Consider the following 16,273-nt stretch of genomic DNA (forward strand, 5'->3'; position numbering starts at 1 on the left):
CGATCCTCTAGTCGCGCTTGGGTTTTCGGCCTGCTTGGTCGAGGGCCAGGCGGAGGGCGTATTCGATTTGGGAGTTGATGCTGCGCAGGTCGTCGGCCGCCCACTTGGCTATTGCCTCGTGGACGGCCGGGTCGAGCCGTAGCAGGATCTTTTTGGGGTCCCTCTTCGGCTGGGTCATCGGGCGGCTCAGGAGTAGAGGGATCCGGTGTTGACCACCGGCTGGGTGGCGCGGTCGCCGCAGAGGACGACGAGCAGGTTGGAGACCATGTTGGCCTTGCGCTCCTCGTCGAGTTCGACCGTGCCCTGTTCGGCGAGGCGGTCGAGAGCGAGGGCGACCATGCCCACGGCGCCTTCGACGATCTGGGTGCGGGCGGCGACAACCTGGGCGGCCTGCTGACGCACGAGCATGGCCTGGGCGATCTCGGGGGCGTAGGCGAGGTGGGTGATGCGGGCCTCGATGACCTCGATACCCGCGGTGAGGGTGCGTTCGCGCAGCTCGACGGTCAGTTCCTCGGCGACTTCGGCACCGTCGCGCAGGCTGGTGCGGGAGTCGTCGTGGGCGTCGTAGGGGTGGGTGGTGGCGAGGTGGCGCACTGCCGCCTCGGACTGGGTTTCGACGTACTCCTCGTAGTCGTCGACGGCGAAGGCGGCCTTGAAGCTGTCGACCACCTTGTAGACGACGACCGCCGCGATCTCGACAGGATTGCCGTCGGCATCGTTGACCTTGAGCTTCTGGGTTTCGAAGTTGCGCACCCGCAGTGAGATGGATTTGCGGTCGGTGAGCGGGACCACCGAGAAGAAGCCCGGGTCACTGACCGAGCCGATGTAGCGGCCGAAGAAGGTGACGACCTTGGCCTCGTTGGGGTTGACGATGATCAGCCCGGTGGCGAGCAACCAGACGACCAGGATCACGACGACGGCGGCCACCGCGCCGACCCAGGCCAGTGCGCCACCGTTGTGTTGGGTGGCGGCGATGAACGCGAGAACGGCGGCGGCCCCGAACAACAGGGTGAACACCAGCCACCCCAGCACGACGACGAATCCATTGACGCGGAATGCGGACCGCAGCTCCATGACATCCTCCCGATATCTGAGTGATATCACTAAGATAGTAGATATCGGGAGGACGGGCAAGCGGCGCTAGGAACCGGGGGCGATATTGCGGTTGGCGCGGAACATGTTTCGCGGGTCGTGCTTCGCTTTCGCCGCCGCCAGCCAGCGGTAGGTATCCGGGGAATAGCCTGCCGCGGTCTGGGCCTCGTCCGCCGCACCGCCCGCACCGTAGAGGAACGCGAGACTGTGCCCGATCGTCCACGGCGCCAATGCTTCTCGCACCTTCGCGAGGCCTTCGGGTGCGGAGTCACCTTCACCGGGACCGGTGATCACCCGCACGATGTACTCCGCATCGCGATGATCGATCGAGGCCGGGCCGCCGTGCCGCAGGGCCGCACCGAGGTGGCGGATGTCGATGACCGCGTCGACCGATCCGCCCGGCGCCGTCAACACGCGCAGCGCGGACAGACCCTGCGGTGTCAGCTCCGAGAGCAGCGCGTTGGTCGCGGCGTAGGCGTGCGGGAAAGGCGGGTCACTGTGGATGGTGTGCGATTCGGCGTAGGGCATCGTGCGCAGGTCCTCGTGCAGTCGAGGTCCGATCCGCCGCAAGGGCGCGACCCACCGCTGTCCCTCCTCGTCCGGCCCGTCGAAGGCGATTCGGATCGAAGCGACGTGGCGGCCTCGCAAGGATTCCGGCACGGGCGGGATGTCGGGATAGGTCACCACCGCGATCGTGGAGGTCAGCGCGCTCGGCACGGTCTCGGTCCAGGTGCGCCACGCCTCCAGCGCCGCGTCGACCAGTGGCGCATCGAAAACCAGCTGACCACCGTAGATTTCGGCGACGGGGACGAGATCGAGTTCGAGACCGGTCACCACGCCGAAGTTCCCGCCGGAACCCAGCACCGCCCCGAACAACTCGTCTTCCGGGCCGAGCGAGCGCATCCTGCCGTCGGCGGTCACGAGTTCGATGCGGCGGACATGATCGGCGGCATAGCCGAATTCACGCGCCAGCAGTCCGAGCCCGCCGCCGAGCACATACCCGACGACGCCCACCGACGGTGACGACCCGTTCAAGGGCGCCAGCCCGTACCGAGCAGCCGCCTCGACCAACGCCCCCGCGCGCACCCCCGCGCCGATGCGGGCAGTCCGGGCCCGCGGGTCGATGGTGATGTTGTCCATGCGTCCGGTCGTGATGAGCACCCCACCGTCGGCAGCGACCGACAGACCGTGTCCGGTCGCCTGCACAGCCACCGACAGCCCGTGCCGTGCGGCGAATTCCACGGCGGCGCGCACGTCCTGGCTGTGCTGGGCGCCGACCACGAACGCCGGACGGTGGGTATAGGCGGTTTGGAAGCCGGCGATCTCCTCGGCGTACCCGGGGTCGTCCGGGGTGAAGACGGGACCCGTGAACTTCGTTGCGATATCGGTCATGTCTTCGACTCTGCTCGCCGCTATTGAATAAGTACAAGAGATAGGTCTTCTACTAGCTATAATTGACAGTTATGGAACTGCGTCAGCTGCGCTACTTCGTGACGATCGTCGACGAGGGCGGGTTCACCAAGGCCGCCGAACGGCTGCACTTGACCCAGCCCGGCCTCAGTACCCAGATCCGCCAACTCGAACGCGAACTCGGGCAGCGCCTACTCGACCGTGGTGCGCGCACCGTGACACTGACCGACGTCGGCGCCGCGGTGCTCGACCACGCACGCGCCGCCCTGGCCGCCGCCGACCGGATCGGCGACACGGTCGGGGAGTTCACCGGACTGCTGCGCGGACAGGTCCGGCTCGGCATGATCTCCGGGGCGGCGTCGGAAGTCTTCGATGTCGCGGGCGTCCTCGCCGATTTCCACCACGATCATCCGCAGGTCGGGATCAGCCTCACCGAGGACACGGCGGAAAAGCTGCTCGCCGCCGTCGAACACGGCGAACTCGATATCGCGCTGACCGGATTGACCGGCGCCCCACTGGATTCCGGCATCGGACTCGACGTGATCCTGGAGACCGCGCTCGTAGCCGCCGTGGCCCGCGATGCGCCCATCGACCCCGCCGAATCGGCGGGCACCATCACCTTGAGAGCCCTCGCCGATCGCCGCCTCATCTGCCTCACCCGGGGCACCGGGCTTCGCGGGGTCTTCGAACGCTCCTGTGCCGCCGCCGGTTTCACCCCGGACATCGCCTTCGAGGCCGCCGCTCCCCCACTGCTCCTCGCACTCGCCGCGCGCGGGCTGGGAACCGCCATCGTCCCCGCCCTCACTGCCGCTGAAGCCGACGCCTTCGACGTCCGATCCCTCGACATCGTCGACCCCGCCATCCACGGCCGACTGGCCCTGGCCTGGCGCACCGATCCCCCACCCGGCCCGGCCGCGAAGGTGCTGCTCGGGCAGTTACGCATCGCCTTCGGTAGTCACGCCTGAGCCGTCGACCGATAGGCGTGGCAAATCAGTGTGCGGACTTCAGTCGGGCGATTTCGGCTTCGAGCTCGGCGTTGCGGTGTTGGAGGCGGTCGATTTCGGCTTCGAGTGGGGCGCGGCCTGCGCGTAGATAGTCCTGGATCCACTCGGTGCGGTAGCGGGGGGTGATGTTCTTGGTGCAGTTGCGGTCGAACGCCTCGATCCGCACCACGAACGCCCGGTCCGAGCGCGCGTCGATCGGGCCCGCCGAGGTGGTCAGAAGTCGGTCGAGGAGGCCGGGATCGTCAGCCCGTTCGACGACCTCGACCCGACCGAAGATCTTGACCCTGGTGCGGGTCGGGTAATCGATGAAGAACAGAGCCACCCGATCGTCGGCATCGAGATTGCCCACCGTGACGAACTGGTTGTTACCTGGGTATTCGGCCCACGCGATCGTCGCGGAATCGAGCACGTGCACGAAACCCGTTGGACCGCCGCGATGTTGGATGTAGGGCCAGCCGGATCCGGTGACGGTGGCGAGGTAGAACGAGTCGGCCTGCCGGATCAGGCCCGCCACTTGCGGCTCCAGTTCTTCGGGCTCGCCGATGTCGGCGCCGTCGGCCATCCGCCTGCCGTGGACAGTGAAACCACCACCGCTGCGCTGGCGTCGCGCGGTGGCCGAGGAGAAGGCGATGGCTCCGTATCGGGTCGGCTTGTTCACCCCACCCACGGTACGACGCGTGATTCGTCAAGGATCGGTCCGCCGTGCCGCTGATGTCGGCGTGGACGTCAGCGCTACGCTTTGGCTAACCGATGAAGGAGAGCTCGACCAGGACGAGGAAGGGCGTGCGTGGTGGAGTCGACTACTGCTGCGAAACTGCAAGAGCTGCGGGACAATCTGAGGGCGGCGCGGGAACCCGCGGGGGATGCGGGGATCGCCAAGCGTGCGGCGAAAGGAATTCCCGGCCCACGCGAACGCATCGAAATACTTCTCGACCAGGGCAGTTTCACCGAAATCGGGGCGCTGGTGAAACAACCGGGCGCGGCCGACGGGCTCTACGGTGACGGTGTGGTCACCGGGCACGGCAGGATCGACGGGCGGCCGGTGGTGGTGATCGCCCACGACCAGACCGTGTTCGGTGGCTCGGTGGGTGAGATGTTCGGGCGCAAAGTCGCGATGGCGATGGACCTGGCCGCCGATATCGCATGCCCGTTCGTGGCGATCAACGACTCCGGCGGCGCCCGGGTGCAGGACGCGGTCACCTCGCTGGCCTGGTACGCGGAGATGAGCAGACGGCAGACACGGCTGTCCGGAGTGGTGCCGCAGGTGTCGGTGATGCTGGGCAAATGCGCTGCGGGCGCGGTGTATTCGCCGATCAACACCGACGTGCTGATCGCGACCGAGTCGGCGTACATGTTCGTGACCGGTCCCGAGATCATCCGCGAGACCACCGGCGAGGAGGTGACCCTCGACGAGCTCGGCGGCGCGTTCAACCAGGCGCACAACGGCAATATCCATCACGTGGCGGCGGACGAGAAGGCCGCCTTCGAGTGGGCGCGAACGTATTTGAGCTTCATGCCGTCGAACTGCTACGAGCGCGCGCCGCTGGTGAATCCCGGTCTGGAGCCGGAGATCACCGACTCCGATCGCGAACTCGATTCGCTGATCCCGGATTCCGATCGCCGGGGCTACGACATGTACGAGGTCCTGCTGCGGATCTTCGACGACGGGGAGTTCCACGAGATCGGCGACAGCGCCGCCCGCAATCTGATCACCGGATTCGCGCGAGTCGACGGGCGCAGCGTGGGTGTCGTCGCCAATCAGCCGCTGGTGGCCAGCGGCGCGATCGATGCGCGCGGGTCGGACAAGGCCGCGCACTTCATCCGCCTGTGCGACGCGTTCGACATTCCGCTGGTGTTCGTCGTCGACACCCCGGGTGTGCTGCCGGGCGTGGAGGAGGAGAAGATCGGCGTCATCAAACGCGGCGGGCGCTTCTTCTACGCGGTCGTCGAGGCCACCGTCCCGATCGTCACCGTCGTGGTCCGCAAGGCCTACGGCGGCGGCTACGCGGTGATGGGGTGCAAGCAGCTCGGCGGCGACATCAACCTCGCGTGGCCGACGGCCCGGATCGCCGTGATGGGCGCCGAAGCCGCCGTGGGCCTGACCCAGCGCAAACAGCTGGCCGCCGTCCCCGAGGCCGACCGGCCGACCGTGCGTCAGCAGATGGTCGACTTCTACAACACCGCCGTCGCCACCCCGTGGATCGCCGCCGAACGCGGCTATATCGACGCGGTCATCGAGCCGTCGAACACCCGCCTGGAAATCCGTAAAGCGTTGCGCCTGCTCGGTGACAAGCACATCGAGCAGGCGCCGCGCAAACATCGCCTGATGCCGCTGTAGCGGCCCGTCACTGTCAACCGAAGGCGATCAGCAGCAACGAGGCGCCGTGAGCCAGGCTTCCCAGCCCGGCTCACGGCGGCTAAGCCCCGACCGGATCTGCCTGTGCCACAGCAGAGCTCCCGACTTGCGGGCGCCGAGCGATTTCACGAACTAGCAGATAGATCGGGAAAGCGATGGGCGACAACAGAATCGTGCCGACCAGCAGCGGGCCCATCAGCAGCGGGTGGACGTTGCGCTCGCGACTGTCGAGGTAGATCCACCGGCCGAGGAACAGATCCCACGCGATGATCTGCGCCCACAGTGCGGTGAGCACAGCGGGGTCGGCAGCGGCCTCGGTGATGGCGGCCAATGACGGCGATGTCACCAGCGACCACATCGCGCCCAACACCGGCACCGCGACGATCGCCCACACCACCAAGGGCACCAGCACAATCCACGGCGACGCGATGATCGTGCGAGTCCACCGCCAGGTCGGTGCGAAGATCATCAGCGCCCAGAAGGGCACGGTGACGAAGAACGACAGGTCGAACAGCGTGCTCATGCGGTGACTACCTTTCGGGTACCGGCCGCGCTCGCGACCGAGATCAAAACTCCGACAACAACTCCGGTGACGATCGCGGCTGCGGCGGTGAGCGTGGCCTGATCGGGGTGGATCAGCGGCTGCCCGCGCAGCGCCTGCCAGGTGACCAGGGCGAGGATCGCCGCGTAACCCGCCGACGCGGTGATGATCAGGCCGAGCCGAACGCGCACCGACCGCAACAACGGGATCCGCGGCGCCAGCACGACCAGCAGTGCCGCGAGCAACGGCAGCAACTGCAGGGCATGCATACCGAAGAAGTGCGGAATGCGCAGGTCGCCGTGGGTCGTGCTCCATCCCGTCAGCGGCATGCCGGGCGTACCGTCGGGAGCACCCACAGTGTGCGCACCCGCGATTCCCTCGACGCCGGATTCCTGCTGCGGCATCAGATTTCCCAACGCCAACCCGACCAACGTGATCGCGATGCCGAGACGAATCGACCAGGTGATCGAGGCGTCGCCGAGGCGTGCGCGCATCAGCCCGATCCCGATCACCAGGGTTGCCAGGAACAGGATGACGATGGTGGATCCCATGATCACCCAGAGGGTGCCGTCCAGGGCGGTGGTCGTGTTGTAGTGACTGCGAGTCCCCCGGATCACCTGCCCGAAGATGATCGCCTGTTCGATCACGCCGGCGACCACGATCACCGCGGCCATCCGCGAGGCGAGCCGAGAAGGCTTGGGCCGCAACGACATCAACCATGCCAGCGCCACGCTGTAGAACACGAACGAGATCGCGAACTTGGTCGGCTTGAACCAGGCGGCCGACCCGGCGATCACCCGGTCGTCGACCAGCATCCCGATCAGGCCGACCACGACGAGCGCGGCGTTGACGGCGGCGAAATACATCAGCGGGCGGTGCAGGGGAGCGAGGGGGCGGGGCAGCGAAGGGGCGGTCAGGACTGACATTCGAATCTCCCAGAGATAGATAGCTATACTATCCGTTATGGATAGCTAGACTATCCGCTATGGGTGACGTAGGCAAGGGGTAGGAACACAACGGAGGTAAGAGTGCGAATCTCGGAGTTGAGCGAACGCAGCGGCATCGCGGTGGCCACCATCAAGTACTACCTGCGTGAGGGACTACTGCCGGCGGGCGAACGCAGCAGCCCCAACCAGGCCAGCTACGGCGAGGACCACCTGCGCAGATTGCGCCTGATCCGCGCGCTGATCGAAGTGGGCGGGATACCGGTCGCCACCGTCTCCGATGTCCTCGCCGCGATCGACTCCCCCGAGATGCCCCTGTTCCATGTGCTCGGGGTAGCGCAGGACAGTCTGTCCACGCCCGTGCCCGCACCCCACGACGCCGAATGGGACCGTGCTTACGAGGCCGTGCGCGCGGAGATGGACCGGCGCGGCTGGGACATGAAACCCAGCCCGCAGGCCATCGACACCCTCACCGGAGTGATCGTTCGACTCGCGCAACTCGGCTACCGGGACTGGGCCACCACCACCCTGCCCGCCTATTTCGACAGCACGCGCGCAGTCGCGGAGACCGACGTAGCGGCCGCGCTGTCCGCGGGCGGGCGCGACGACATCATCGACGCGGTCGTCGTACTGACCGTCCTCGGCGACACCGCGCTGGCCGCGATCCGCCGCATCGCCCAGGCCCAGGTCTCCCTGGAACGCCTGAAGGATCAAGAAACCCCATGAACGCACAACAGCCCCGCGAGAATCCGCGGGGCTGTTGTGTCGTCTCTCAGAGCAGGCGCGACAGGAAGGCCTGGGTCCGCTCGTGCTGCGGGTTGGCCAGCAGCTCACGCGGCGGACCCGACTCCACGACCACACCGGCATCCATGAACACCAGCTCGTCGGCGACCTCGCGGGCGAAGCCCATCTCGTGGGTCACCACCAGCATGGTCATGCCCGAATCGGCCAGCTCCCGCATCACCGCGAGCACCTCACCGACCAGCTCGGGGTCCAGCGCCGAGGTCGGCTCGTCGAACAGCATCAGCTTGGGATCCATCGCCAGCGCTCGCGCGATGGCGACGCGCTGCTGCTGACCACCGGACAGCTGCGCCGGGTAGGCGTTGCGCTTGGCCGAGAGCCCGACCCGCTCGAGCAGCTCCTCGGCCCTGGCGACGGCCTCGGACTTGCGGATCCCGCGCACCTGGATGGGCGCCTCGATCACGTTCTCCAGCGCCGTGCGGTGCGGGAACAGGTTGAAGTGCTGGAACACCATGCCGATATCGCGACGCTGGATCGCGGCATCGCGCTCGTGCATCTCGTAGAGCTTGCCGTTCTTCTCCCGGTAGCCGACGAGATCGCCGTCGACGTAGAGCCTGCCCGCGTTCACCTGCTCGAGGTGATTGATGCAGCGCAGGAAGGTCGACTTGCCCGAGCCCGACGGCCCGACCAGGGTCAGCACCTTCCCACGCTCCACCTCTAGCGAGATGCCCTTGAGCACCTGCAGCGCACCGAAGCTCTTGCACACCCGGTCGGCCAGCACCATCGGCGGGACTGCCACTTGCGGTTCGGTCATTTCGCCTTCACCGCCGCCTGCGCCGTGGCCAGTTCCTGGAGCTGCTTGGCCGTCAGCTGCCGGGTGGCACCGCGCGAGTAATAGCGTTCCAAGTAGTACTGGCCGACCATGAGGATGCTGGTGATCGCGAGGTACCAGGTGGCACAGACGAGCAGCAGCGGGATCGGCTGGAAGTTCACGCCGTAGATGTCACGGGCGCGGCCGAACAGGTCGGTACTCAACGGAATCGCGGTGACCAGCGAGGTCGTCTTGAGCATGCCGATCAGCTCGTTGCCGGTGGGCGGGATGATCACCCGCATGGCCTGCGGCAGCACCGTGCGGCGCATCGTCTGCGTCCACGACATACCCAGCGCCACCGACGCTTCGCGCTGGCCCTCGCCGACGGAGTTGATGCCCGCGCGCACGATCTCGGCCATGTACGCGGCCTCGTTGAGGCCGAGGCCGATCACGGCGAACAGGAACGCGGCCTGCAGGCTCTGCACGTCGAGATGAAAGAACTGCGGGCCGAACGGCACGCCCAGGTCGATCTGCTTGTAGAGCGAGGGAACCAGGCCCCAGAACACCAACTGCACATAGACCGGGGTCCCGCGGAAGATCCACAGATACACCCAGGCCGCGGTGCGCAACACCGGGTTCGGCGACAGGCGCATCACCGCGAGGACGGTACCCAGACCCACCGCGATCGCCATCGCGAGCACGGTGAGTTCCAGGGTGACGATCGCGCCGGCGGTGATCCGGCTGTCGAACAGGTACTTGCCGTAGGTGTCCCACCGGTAGGCGGGATTCGTGGCGGCGCCGTAGACGAACAATCCCACCAGGATCAGGATGATTGCCGCCGCGATCCAGCGGCCCGGCCTGCGCAGCGGGACCGCTTTGATCGGTTCGGGTTCGGTGCCCGGTCCGGGCACCTCCACCGTGTCTTTCTCGTCGGTCACGTCAGCTCACTGCACCGTTGATCACCGAGGTCTTGATCTGACCGTCCTGCACACCCCAGTTGGTGGTGATCTCGCCGTACTTGCCGTTGTCGATCAGGTGCTGCAGCGCCTTCTGCAGAGCCGCCGCCAGCGGGGAGGTCTTCTGCACGGCCCAGCCGTAGGGCGCGGAATCGAACAGCGGGCCCGCCGACTCGATCTTGCCTTCACTCTGCTTGATCGCGTACGCGGTCACCGGGGAATCCGCCGACATCGCGTCGACCTGGCCGAGCACCAATGCGTTGGTCGCGGCGCTCTGCTCGTCGAATGCCTTCATATCGATGGCGGGCTTACCCTCGGCGACGCACTTGGCGCTCTTGGCGGGAATCTCGTCGGTGTGCTCGACCGTAGTGGACTGTACGGCGACCTTCTTGCCGCACGCATTGTTCGGATCGATCGCTTTACCGGTTTGCTGGGCCCACTGGATACCCGCGGAGAAATAGGTCGTGAAATCGACCTGCTGTTCGCGTTCGCGCGAATCGGTGATCGAGGACATACCCACGTCGTAGGTCCCCGCCTGAATGGCGGGAATGATCTTCTCGAACGAGGATTCGACATAGTCGACCTTCAGTCCGAGGGTGCTCGCGACGGCATCGAGGAGGTCGACGTCGAAGCCGACGATCTTGCCGCTCGCGTCCTTGTACTCGTTGGGCTGGTACGGCACGTTCACGCCGACGACCAACTTGCCTGCCTGCTTCACTTTGTCGGGGACCGCCGCGGCGAGCGCGTCGACCTTCTCCGCCGACACCTTGTTCACCGAGGCGCCGTCGCCCTCGGTGTTCTCGGCGCAGCCGGTCAACAACAAGGCACCGCCGGCGACGGTACACAGCAGCCGCACGGCGCCACGGCCGAGGACAGTTCGAACAGACAAAGGAGCCTCCACATTTCACGTCGACGCCGGCCACGTGTCAGCGCCTGTTTGGCAATGTATGCGAACCGGACACAGCGTGGTGCGACAGTAACCGAAGATTAATCAGCCAATGTGAAAGGGGTCCCTTCACCTCCGGTGCACGCGGGCCCGTACCTGCTCGGTGAATTCGCTGGTGGAAGCCAGGCCGCCGAGATCCGCGGTCGCGATTCCGGCCGCCAACGTCGCCGCCACCGCGCGGGTAATGCGGTCGGCCGCATCATGGAGCGAACTATTGTCGTCACGAACTGCCAACCAGCGCAACAGCATTGCCGCCGACAATTGCAACGCGGCGGGATTGGCCCGGTTGTGCCCGGCCAGACCCGGCGCCGCGCCGTGCACGGCCTGCGCCATCGCGCGCGTGTCGGAGCAGTTGAGCGAGGCGGCCATGCCGAGCGAGCCACTGAGCTCACCGGCCAGATCCGAGAGGATGTCACCGAACAGGTTCTCGGTGACGATCACGTCGAACTCGGCGGGTGAGCGAACCAGGTGCGCGGCCATCGCGTCGACGTGTTCGTCGTCGACCGTCACGTCCGGATACTGCTCGGCCACTGCGTAACAAACGTCACGGAACAGGCCGGTCGTCATCGGCAGCACATTGGCCTTGTGCACCACGGTGACCCGCTTGCGCCTTCCCTGCGCCAGCCGCAGTGCCTGATGCGCGATCCGTTCGCACGCCTTGCGGGTGATCACCGCGACCGCCATCGCCACGTCCTCGGTGGGACGGAACTCCCCCGACCCGGCGAACATATTGCGGTCCGCGTAGAAGCCCTCGCTGTTCTCCCGGACGATCACCAGGTCGATCTCGGGCGCCATCGCCCGCACGCCGGTGAAGGCGGCGGCCGGGCGGATGTTCGCGTAGAGCTCGAGCCGTTTACGGATGATGCCGCCCGGTGCCACGCGCATGTCCGACGGGTAGGAGGCATTGTCGTGCGGGCCGAGGATCCAGGCGTCGAGATCCTCGAGTGCGGTCAGGGTCTGTTCCGGCAACGGGTTGCCGTAGGCGGCGATGGCGTCGTGCCCGATCAGCAGCGGCACCCAGTCCACCGGGGCGAGCCCGGCCGCGCCGATCGCTTCGTCGACGACCGCTCGGGTCGCGGCCACCACCTCGGGGCCGATGCCGTCGCCGTCGATCACTCCGAGTCGCAGGTTCGCCTTCGTCGCTGTCACTGGCCTATCTTCGCGCGCAGTCTTGCCGCGGCGACTACGCGGGCTGTCCTGACACGCGGTCGGTACCGAATTTCTGACCGCTGTAGTGGGGATTCACCGCCCACACCGGCCGTGGCGGCCGGAGCGTCGCGCGATCGGGGGAAGATAGTGGGACGCCGCGGCGTTACAGCCGAGGACACCGACAAGGAGAGGACGTCATGGCCACCCAGACGCTGACCCAGCAGAACTTCGACGAAGTCATCACCGGAAACGACGTGGTCCTCGTCGATTTCTGGGCTTCCTGGTGCGGTCCGTGCCGCAGTTTCGCACCGACCTACGAGACCTCGTCGGAAAAGCACACCGACGTCGTCTACGGCAAGGTCGACACCGAGGCCGAGCAGGGACTCGCCGCGGCCGCCAACATCCAGTCGATTCCGACCATCATGGCCTTCCGCGAGGGCGTCCTCGTCTTCGCGCAGCCGGGCGCGCTGCCGCCGGCCGCGCTCGAGGACCTGGTGACCCAGATCAAGGATCTGGACATGGACGAGGTGCGCAAGCAGATCGCCGAGCAGCAGGAATCCTCTCCCGCCGAATAGTCCGGCGCCGAGAACACACAGGGCCCGTTCACCTTTCGAGTGAACGGGCCCTTGTGCGTGTTCGGGTGGTGTCAGCCCGCGAGCAGGTTGACGCCGGCGATCATGGCGCGCACGGTCGATTCCGCGCTGTCGGCGGCGGTGGCCACCGCCCAGCCGCGCCTGCCGTTGAACTCGCACTGCATGAAGGTGGCGGTGCCGTCGGCGGTCGGGCGCTGATGGAAGTGCAGGATCTCGAGGGGGTAGCCCTCGTCGTAGAGCGCGGAGGTCATCGCGGCAACCGGGCTGCCGGTGGCGATGACGGTGCGCAGGTGGTCGGCGAATTCCAGGGTGGCGGTGAAATCCGTTCCGGAACAGGACCATTCGCGCAAGGCGATGGATCCGTCGGCGCGGGTGTACCGGTCGAGGAAAGCGGCGGGGTCGAGGTCGGTGAGCTCGGCGCGCAGGCCCTTGGGGGCAGCGGCGAACAGGGCATGGTCCAGTGTCAGCGTCATTGCAGGTGAGGTCTTCCCGAAGATGTCTTCGTTGGCAGGTGGGACCAGCAGAACGATGAAAAGCAGCCCGCAGCGTAGGGGCTGGTCCGAATCAGACCCCGCTACGGCGGGTTACTACGAGAAGAATTCGCCGTGAGGCTGCCTGCGCGGTCTGCGCAGCAGCGACCGCGAGGTCGCGGTCAGCGACTGGCAGCGCGGCACAGCGGGCGGGATTCGGCACGCAGTCGAGAATAGGGCGATCGTCGTGAAACCGCAACCTGGTTTACCGCCCGGAGTGTCTACCGGTGAGTACCATCACCGCAGCTCAGGATCGGTAACATCGACGCCGGCGACGGCGATGGCTACCGTATCGGGTATGGGGCTGCTCATGGCGATGACGATTCCCGGGCTCGCGTGTCTGCTGATCCTGTTGGCGTTTGTCGAGGTGGCGATCAACCGGGCCACCGGGACACGTTTTCTCCCGTGGACGCGCAAGCGTGGCGGCCCGGTCGCCTCGGCGACCGGATTCGAACATCTCACCGCGATGTTCCAGGGCTCCAAGCATCACGAGTTCGAGCAACGGCAGAGCACGCTGATGCACCGGGAGGATCCATCGGAGGGCGCCCCACCGCGGGATCAGGTGGATCTGGCAGGCGGGTCGGCGCGGCTCGTCGCCCGCGAGCGCTGAATCCGGTCAGCGCCGCGACGCACCGTCGGTCAGGGGTTCCACCGAAGCGAGAGCACGGGCCGAACCGTCGACGTCGACCTGAACGCGCAGGCGATCGGGTTGCGAACTCGTCCGCAACACCACCTTGTCGCCCATCATCACCGGGCCGACGTGTTCGACGATCGCCCGATACGGCAACCGATGGCGGTCCGGCCGCACGGCGAGCGCTTCCTCGACGGCCTCCCAGTACACCGCGTTGTTGACATGGCCCAGCCGGTCGACGTCGGTGACGCGCAGCGGGAACGGCACCTCCTCCACCTCCGCGACGTCGAGTTCGGTGAGCGCGGCCTTCCAGCGCAGGCGATGTTCGGTGGTGCCGGCCAGCATCGGCGCCATGAACGCGTCGCTCATCCGCGTGGGACGGCCCGCGACAGGGTCGATGTGGATCAGGAACGCCGCGGCCTCGATGTGCCCGCTCTTCTCCCCCCCCCGCAACTGAATGCGCATGTCGCACCATCGATTCGAGAGCGCGTCGGCCCAGCGGCGTAGCTGGACGCGGTCGCCGAACATGATCGGCTCGTACACGTCGATCACCGTGCGCCGCACGATCCACGCCTGATGGGTGTCGCCGTCCTGCACCGCGTCGAGATGATCGAACCCGATGTCCTGCAGATAGCGCGCCACCGCGTCGAGCCGCAGCCGGTCGTCCCCATCGGTATCGCCGAGGCGCACCGGCCACGACATCGCGAAGGCCTGCTCGATATCGGGGCAGTCGGGCAACGGGGTCGCGATGACGGGCTCGGTCATAGGGCCGATGCTGCCACAGGTGGCGGTCACGGGCCGGATCCCACCGCGACGGCGTTCGCATCGATTGTCCGACAGCTTCCCTTCGGTAACGCGACAGTTGCGGACTGCCGCGGACGGCGATCCGGTGGCCGAGGTCACGGTGACCAGCACCTCATCGCGGATCCGCCGAAGGCATTGAACCGCTACGGTTTTCGGCCGTAGGGTCGGTTCGACGCCGGAGGACGGGATAGATGCGATGCTGATCGATTTCACGCCGGACAAGGCGCTGTACCCCTTCGAATCCCGCTGGTTCGCATCCTCGGCGGGCCGAGTGCACTACATCGACGAGGGCGCCGGGATCCCCATCCTGTTCTGTCACGGCAGCCCCACCTGGAGTTTTCTCTATCGCAAGATCATCGGCGCACTGGGCGAGCGCTTCCGGTGCCTGGCAGTCGATTATCTGGGCTTCGGACTGTCCGAACGGCCACCGGGGTACGGCTACACGATCGCCGAACACGCCGCTGTGGTCGGCGAGCTCGTCGACCATCTCGGGCTCGACCAGTTCGTGATCATGGGCCAGGACTGGGGCGGCCCGATCGGTGCCGCGGTCGGTGTCGATCGAGCCGATCGGGTGCGCGGACTGGTGCTCGGCAACACCCTGTTGTGGCCGACCGGCACCTGGCCGCAGAAGGCCTTCAGCCGGGTCATGAGCAGCTCGCCGATGCAGCGGCGGATCCTGCGCGACAACCTTCTCGTCGAGCGATTCCTGCTCGGCGAGCTGCGGAACACGATCAGTGCGGCCGAGGCCGATCACTACCGCAAGGTGCAACCTTCTCCCGAAGCCAGGCGCGGGATCGCCGCGATGCCGGGGCAGATCCTGGCCGCTCGCCCCTTCCTCGAGCAGCTGGCCACCGATGTGCCAGATCGACTCGGAGCCACACCGACGCTGCTGATCTGGGGCATGAAGGATATGGCGTTCCGTCCCGCCGCGTTCCTGCCACGGATGCGCGACACGTTCCCCGACCACCGAGTCCTCGAACTGCCCGATGCCAGACACTTCATCCCCGAACACGAGCCGGGCAAGATCGCCGAAGCTATCGTCCAGCGTTTTCGCTGACGCCGACGTGATCGCTTCCTCGCGAGGCAGCAGGGCATCCCGCCGGTAGCTGACGGTGTGCCGGTTTCAGTCGTCGGCCGCGAGCGAATCGCTGGCTAATAAAGTGTGACCAGATTGTGAATCTCCTGCGAGTCGCCGCCGAGAACGGCCGATCGCACGGTAGCGTCGCGGCCGCTAGGCCAATTGTTACTGCGTGAAAGGAATTGTTCGACATGGCATTCGAAGTCACTGGAGCTATCGGCGATCACTACAACGAAGCCGGTGGCGCGTCCAGCCCGCTGGGTGAGCCGACCTCGGCAGAGCAGGACGCCCCCAACGGTGGCAAGTTCCAGGAATTCACCGGCGGAGTCATCTACTTCAAGCTCCCGACCGGGGCCAAGACCGTGTACGGCGCCATCCGTCAGGCATGGGAAGCCGAAGGCGGCGCGGGCGGCCGGTTCGGCTACCCGACCTCCGACGAGCAGGACATCGACGGCGGCAAGATCAGCCACTTCGAGAACGGCTCGATCAGCTACTCGATCGCCGATGACGCTGTGACGGTCAACGCGTAACTCGCGTTCCCGCTACGCCACGAGGGGCGCCGACCCCGCCCGGGGGGCGCCCCCCGTGGCGGATCGGGCACCCGAGTGAACCGGTGTGCGGCACCGCGGACTCGGGGTTCGTGGAGCGGACCGAGCCCGTCTCGCCCTGGCTGAGGGTGGCCGCGGC

At 66.7% G+C, this 16,273-nt stretch carries 19 protein-coding genes; 7 read left to right on the forward strand and 12 right to left on the reverse strand.

What is annotated here, in order from left to right:
* Positions 1–7 precede the first annotated feature (7 nt).
* The 3 genes from ACFVJ5_RS32880 to ACFVJ5_RS32890 form a co-directional block, all read right to left on the reverse strand.
* Positions 8–178, reverse strand: coding sequence for a toxin-antitoxin system HicB family antitoxin (locus ACFVJ5_RS32880; RefSeq protein ID WP_131816700.1), 171 nt, complete (start codon positions 176–178; stop codon positions 8–10).
* An 8-nt stretch (positions 179–186) separates the two neighbouring features.
* Complete coding sequence (locus ACFVJ5_RS32885; RefSeq protein ID WP_379226218.1) at positions 187–1,074, reverse strand: SPFH domain-containing protein; 888 nt, start codon at positions 1,072–1,074, stop codon at positions 187–189.
* A gap of 66 nt (positions 1,075–1,140) precedes the next feature.
* Complete coding sequence (locus tag ACFVJ5_RS32890) at positions 1,141–2,484, reverse strand: FAD-binding oxidoreductase (protein WP_379226220.1); 1,344 nt, start codon at positions 2,482–2,484, stop codon at positions 1,141–1,143.
* A gap of 71 nt (positions 2,485–2,555) precedes the next feature.
* Here ACFVJ5_RS32890 and ACFVJ5_RS32895 point away from each other — a divergent pair, with 71 nt between their 5' ends.
* A complete protein-coding gene (locus tag ACFVJ5_RS32895; RefSeq protein ID WP_379226222.1) occupies positions 2,556–3,467 on the forward strand; it encodes a LysR family transcriptional regulator in 912 nt (303 codons plus the stop codon).
* A 25-nt stretch (positions 3,468–3,492) separates the two neighbouring features.
* Here ACFVJ5_RS32895 and ACFVJ5_RS32900 read toward each other — a convergent pair whose 3' ends face one another.
* The gene (locus ACFVJ5_RS32900) at positions 3,493–4,164 is read right to left on the reverse strand and encodes a pyridoxamine 5'-phosphate oxidase family protein (protein WP_379226224.1); all 672 of its coding nucleotides are present in this window, start codon (positions 4,162–4,164) and stop codon (positions 3,493–3,495) included.
* A gap of 132 nt (positions 4,165–4,296) precedes the next feature.
* On the opposite strand from ACFVJ5_RS32900, the gene ACFVJ5_RS32905 reads away from it, so the two are divergent.
* Complete coding sequence (locus ACFVJ5_RS32905; protein WP_379226404.1) at positions 4,297–5,844, forward strand: acyl-CoA carboxylase subunit beta; 1,548 nt, start codon at positions 4,297–4,299, stop codon at positions 5,842–5,844.
* A 79-nt stretch (positions 5,845–5,923) separates the two neighbouring features.
* On the opposite strand, the gene ACFVJ5_RS32910 is transcribed toward ACFVJ5_RS32905, so the two are convergent.
* Positions 5,924–6,385 (reverse strand): ABA4-like family protein, encoded by a 462-nt coding sequence (locus ACFVJ5_RS32910; RefSeq protein ID WP_379226226.1) that lies wholly within the window; start codon positions 6,383–6,385, stop codon positions 5,924–5,926.
* Positions 6,382–7,329: a hypothetical protein gene (locus ACFVJ5_RS32915; protein ID WP_379226228.1), complete on the reverse strand. Its 948-nt coding sequence runs from the start codon at positions 7,327–7,329 to the stop codon at positions 6,382–6,384. Before ACFVJ5_RS32915 ends, ACFVJ5_RS32910 begins: the two co-directional genes overlap by 4 nt.
* Positions 7,330–7,431: 102 nt before the next feature.
* Between ACFVJ5_RS32915 and ACFVJ5_RS32920 the strand changes: the two genes are divergently transcribed.
* The gene (locus tag ACFVJ5_RS32920) at positions 7,432–8,073 is read left to right on the forward strand and encodes a MerR family transcriptional regulator (protein ID WP_379226230.1); all 642 of its coding nucleotides are present in this window, start codon (positions 7,432–7,434) and stop codon (positions 8,071–8,073) included.
* 46 nt (positions 8,074–8,119) lie between these two features.
* Here the strand turns inward: ACFVJ5_RS32920 and ACFVJ5_RS32925 are convergent, their stop codons facing one another.
* The 4 genes from ACFVJ5_RS32925 to ACFVJ5_RS32940 form a co-directional block, all read right to left on the reverse strand.
* Positions 8,120–8,872: an amino acid ABC transporter ATP-binding protein gene (locus tag ACFVJ5_RS32925; RefSeq protein WP_378637356.1), complete on the reverse strand. Its 753-nt coding sequence runs from the start codon at positions 8,870–8,872 to the stop codon at positions 8,120–8,122.
* 26 nt (positions 8,873–8,898) lie between these two features.
* Positions 8,899–9,837, reverse strand: coding sequence for an ABC transporter permease subunit (locus ACFVJ5_RS32930; protein WP_378917373.1), 939 nt, complete (start codon positions 9,835–9,837; stop codon positions 8,899–8,901).
* A 1-nt stretch (position 9,838) separates the two neighbouring features.
* The gene (locus ACFVJ5_RS32935; RefSeq protein ID WP_379226232.1) at positions 9,839–10,744 is read right to left on the reverse strand and encodes an ABC transporter substrate-binding protein; all 906 of its coding nucleotides are present in this window, start codon (positions 10,742–10,744) and stop codon (positions 9,839–9,841) included.
* Between the two features lie 126 nt (positions 10,745–10,870).
* A complete protein-coding gene (locus tag ACFVJ5_RS32940) occupies positions 10,871–11,950 on the reverse strand; it encodes an isocitrate/isopropylmalate dehydrogenase family protein (protein WP_379226234.1) in 1,080 nt (359 codons plus the stop codon).
* A gap of 197 nt (positions 11,951–12,147) precedes the next feature.
* Here ACFVJ5_RS32940 and trxA point away from each other — a divergent pair, with 197 nt between their 5' ends.
* The gene (gene trxA / locus ACFVJ5_RS32945) at positions 12,148–12,525 is read left to right on the forward strand and encodes a thioredoxin (protein ID WP_056824580.1); all 378 of its coding nucleotides are present in this window, start codon (positions 12,148–12,150) and stop codon (positions 12,523–12,525) included.
* Positions 12,526–12,596: 71 nt separating this feature from the next.
* Here the strand turns inward: trxA and ACFVJ5_RS32950 are convergent, their stop codons facing one another.
* Positions 12,597–13,016, reverse strand: a complete 420-nt coding sequence (locus ACFVJ5_RS32950; protein ID WP_378661134.1) for a 2-keto-3-deoxygluconate kinase — start codon at positions 13,014–13,016, stop codon at positions 12,597–12,599.
* A 355-nt stretch (positions 13,017–13,371) separates the two neighbouring features.
* Here ACFVJ5_RS32950 and ACFVJ5_RS32955 point away from each other — a divergent pair, with 355 nt between their 5' ends.
* Positions 13,372–13,683, forward strand: coding sequence for a DUF6191 domain-containing protein (locus ACFVJ5_RS32955; protein WP_379226236.1), 312 nt, complete (start codon positions 13,372–13,374; stop codon positions 13,681–13,683).
* Between the two features lie 6 nt (positions 13,684–13,689).
* Here ACFVJ5_RS32955 and ACFVJ5_RS32960 read toward each other — a convergent pair whose 3' ends face one another.
* On the reverse strand, positions 13,690–14,469 hold the full coding sequence (locus ACFVJ5_RS32960) for an acyl-[acyl-carrier-protein] thioesterase (RefSeq protein ID WP_379226238.1): 780 nt from the start codon (positions 14,467–14,469) through the stop codon (positions 13,690–13,692).
* A 235-nt stretch (positions 14,470–14,704) separates the two neighbouring features.
* Between ACFVJ5_RS32960 and ACFVJ5_RS32965 the strand changes: the two genes are divergently transcribed.
* Together ACFVJ5_RS32965 and ACFVJ5_RS32970 are read left to right on the forward strand one after the other, a co-directional pair.
* A complete protein-coding gene (locus ACFVJ5_RS32965; protein WP_379226240.1) occupies positions 14,705–15,565 on the forward strand; it encodes a haloalkane dehalogenase in 861 nt (286 codons plus the stop codon).
* A gap of 212 nt (positions 15,566–15,777) precedes the next feature.
* A complete protein-coding gene (locus tag ACFVJ5_RS32970) occupies positions 15,778–16,116 on the forward strand; it encodes an LGFP repeat-containing protein (RefSeq protein WP_379226242.1) in 339 nt (112 codons plus the stop codon).
* Positions 16,117–16,273 lie beyond the last annotated feature (157 nt).

The organism is Nocardia sp. NPDC127606 (assembly GCF_042671725.1).
Taxonomy (GTDB): domain Bacteria; phylum Actinomycetota; class Actinomycetes; order Mycobacteriales; family Mycobacteriaceae; genus Nocardia.